The sequence below is a fragment of the Streptosporangium sp. NPDC023615 genome (assembly GCF_040640155.1).
Classification (GTDB): domain Bacteria; phylum Actinomycetota; class Actinomycetes; order Streptosporangiales; family Streptosporangiaceae; genus Streptosporangium.
In genome coordinates, this window is sequence record NZ_JBFABE010000154.1 from 1 (window position 1) to 2,785 (window position 2,785).

Genomic DNA, 2,785 nt, shown 5'->3' on the forward strand with positions numbered 1-2,785 from the left:
ACCCACCGGGAGTAATCACGGCAGGGCGCCCCGGTCCGACCCAACACGGCACCCCGAGTTCGACGGCACGCCCGTCCTCACCGCAACCCTGCGCGGCGTCGCCTACTACGAACTGGCCGGGATGTGCTCCATCACCGAGCACATCAACCCGTCCCGGGCCGCGGCCGCCCACGTACGCCCCGGCGAGAGGATCACCCTCAACGTCCGCGACGCAGCGAATACCCTTCCCGGGGTTATCGAATCCGGCCGCGGCAACCCCAACAAGCTGTTCATCACCCGCGAGGCCGTGAACCGGCTGATCCTCGACTCCCGGGTGCCCGGCGCCGTCCGGCTCAAGGCGTGGCTCGCCGACGACGTGATGCCCGCCATCGAGGACACCGGCACCTACACCGCGCCCGGCGCGACGGCGGTACGGGAGCCCGCCGCCCTGCCGGTCAGGATGCCGGACCTGTCCACCCCGGAGGGGCAACTCGAGGTGCTGGACGCCTGGAGAGCATCGGTCGTCCAGACCATGCAGTTGAGCCGGCAGAACCGCGAGCTCGTCGCGCGGGCCGACGCCGACGCGCCGAAGGTCGCGGCACACGACCGGTTCCTCCAGGCCGACGGCGCCCGGCTGATCCGTGAGGTCGCGAAGGTGTTCGGCTGGCGGGAGGGCGACCTGCGCGCCTTCCTGGTGGAGCGCAAGGTGTTGTTCACCCGGTACGAGTCCGGCGGGCGCAAGGTGTGGGACGTCCATGCCCGCCATCTCCAGGCCGGGCGCTTCAAGGCGTCGGAGGGCAGCTACTCCCACAGCGACGGGCGATCGAGCGAGTTCTACACGCTGTACGTCACGCCGAAGGGCGTCGACTACATCGGGCGCCTCATCACCGAGCGGGAGACGGAGAAGGCCAGGGTGTAGCGCCATCGCTTCGACGTTCTTCAACTGGGCGGACGCGACAAGGTCTCGGAGAGAGATTTCTCCCCGAGACCTTGTCGTGCCGAGGCGATGTCAGGCGGAACGGCGATGTACAGATGGTTGGAAGGGTGAGGGGATACCGGCGATCCACATGATGTCGGCAGGTCGCAGGACCGTGATGCTGCGATAGCCGGTGTGTACGATGCCGCGGGCTCGCCAGCCCCGCAGGCTGCGTTCCACGGTCTCTCGAGAGGTTCCGATCCAGGAGGCGAGTTCCGCCTGGGTCAGGGGGAACTTGATCTCGCTGGTCCCTACTTTCATCGCGGTGTTGTGGTCGATGAGCGAGGCCAGGGCTTTGGCGAGACGGCGGTTAGCCCCTTCGGAGGCAATCATCGTGAGCCGCGTCTCGGCGTCGTGCAGACGGGAACCAAGCTCCTTGATCAACGCGAGCGCCGGGGAAGGGTGTGCTTCCAGGAAGTCGGCGAACTTCACGGCGTCGACCGCAAGTACCGTGACGTCCCCCAGAGCCTGGGCGGTCACTTCTCGTGTGGTCGTACCTCCGCGTTGGAGCGCCTCACGTTCTCCGAGAACTTGGCCCGGATACCGGATGGTGAGCATCTTCTCCGACCGGGTCCCCGCATCGTTCACCATCTTGACGTGACCAGACTGCAGGAAGAACACGTGACGATTCGTTTCTCCCTGGTAGTAGAGAACCCTGCCGGAGCGATACTCCTGCCACCTGCCGAGACCGATGAGCTTCTCGCGTGCTCCCCTGTCCAGTTCAGCCCAGAAGCTGCCGTGCTGAACCGCGGTTCCTCGTATAGCTGCGTCGCGATCCGGGGCGATCATCGGCCCGGTCCCCGAATCGCCTTGATGATCCGGGGGATCGCAGCGAGCAGGGCGCACAGCCCTGCGAACATGCCCGCGATCACGGCGGGGTCTTCTGCGGCGCCGAGCGCCTTGAGGGCGTACGCCCCCAAGGCGATGACGGCCAGCGCCACCAGCGCCGTCACGCAGACAACAAGCCAGTTGTCGATTTTCACGACCGAAGTCGCCTCCTTCGCCGAGCCCGAATTTCAGCTGTCCCGCTTGATCTCCGTGGTAAGGGGAGATCGGCACATCACAGGAAGCCACGTACGTCATTGACGATACGGGCGCATAAAAGGAAGGCAAAGGCGAGCGACACTCATCTCCCCTGCTTTTCCCGTGAAGACAGGGGGGTGGCGGGCCCTCCGGGCTACCACCCCCGGAGGGCTCCTGCCTGCAGCGATGGTCGGGCTCGGCGAAGAGTCACGACTGCTGACCCCACTAAGTATGTCAACAGTTTGACCATTTAGTTTCCGGCATATGCCGGAAACCCCCTGCTGCATCGTTCAAGTGCGGGGTTCTATTGCTCTCACAGAACCAGCATGCAAAAAGGTATTGCGCCTGGTCAACGTGGTTGAGGATGACGCGGCTCCCCGGTTGAAGCTCTCGACGCCCCGAACACGCGGGAAGTTACCGCGTCGGCCAGCTCGAAGACGTCAGGTCGTCAGGCTCCTGAGGTGCCGCTCAGCGCGGCATCAGCCGTCGCCCCTTTCCTGCGCACCTTGCCGACCCCCTACGTCACCCCCGAGGGCGTCCGACTACATCGGCGCCTCATCACCGAGCGGAAGACGAAGAAGGCCGCCCGGCGAACCGCGTCCAGTAGTTCCCCGTAGTCCCGCGTGGTCTCATGCCTTACCAAGCCTGGGTTGCGATAACATGTCTTATCGCAACCCAGAAACGGGCATTTCGCGCGCACCGAAGCGCTCTTCAGGATGACCGACGTGGCACTGCCGACACCTGACCTCGCGCCGCCGCGTCCCGGTCACCCGGGCGGCCAGCAGGGCGAGATCGTCGAACGACGGC

At 65.6% G+C, this 2,785-nt stretch carries 3 protein-coding genes; 1 reads left to right on the forward strand and 2 read right to left on the reverse strand.

The genetic code is table 11. The features are described from left to right. Positions 1-898 (forward strand): phage antirepressor KilAC domain-containing protein (locus AB0G16_RS38575; protein WP_362815958.1); only part of this gene is annotated, 898 nt, incomplete at its 5' end. Between the two features lie 90 nt (positions 899-988). On the opposite strand, the gene AB0G16_RS38580 is transcribed toward AB0G16_RS38575, so the two are convergent. Further along, positions 989-1,744 (reverse strand): Crp/Fnr family transcriptional regulator, encoded by a 756-nt coding sequence (locus tag AB0G16_RS38580; protein WP_362815960.1) that lies wholly within the window; start codon positions 1,742-1,744, stop codon positions 989-991. Beyond that, on the reverse strand, positions 1,741-1,938 hold the full coding sequence (locus AB0G16_RS38585) for a hypothetical protein (protein WP_362815962.1): 198 nt from the start codon (positions 1,936-1,938) through the stop codon (positions 1,741-1,743). The genes AB0G16_RS38580 and AB0G16_RS38585 overlap by 4 nt, the downstream gene beginning before the upstream one ends. Positions 1,939-2,785: the final 847 nt, after the last annotated feature.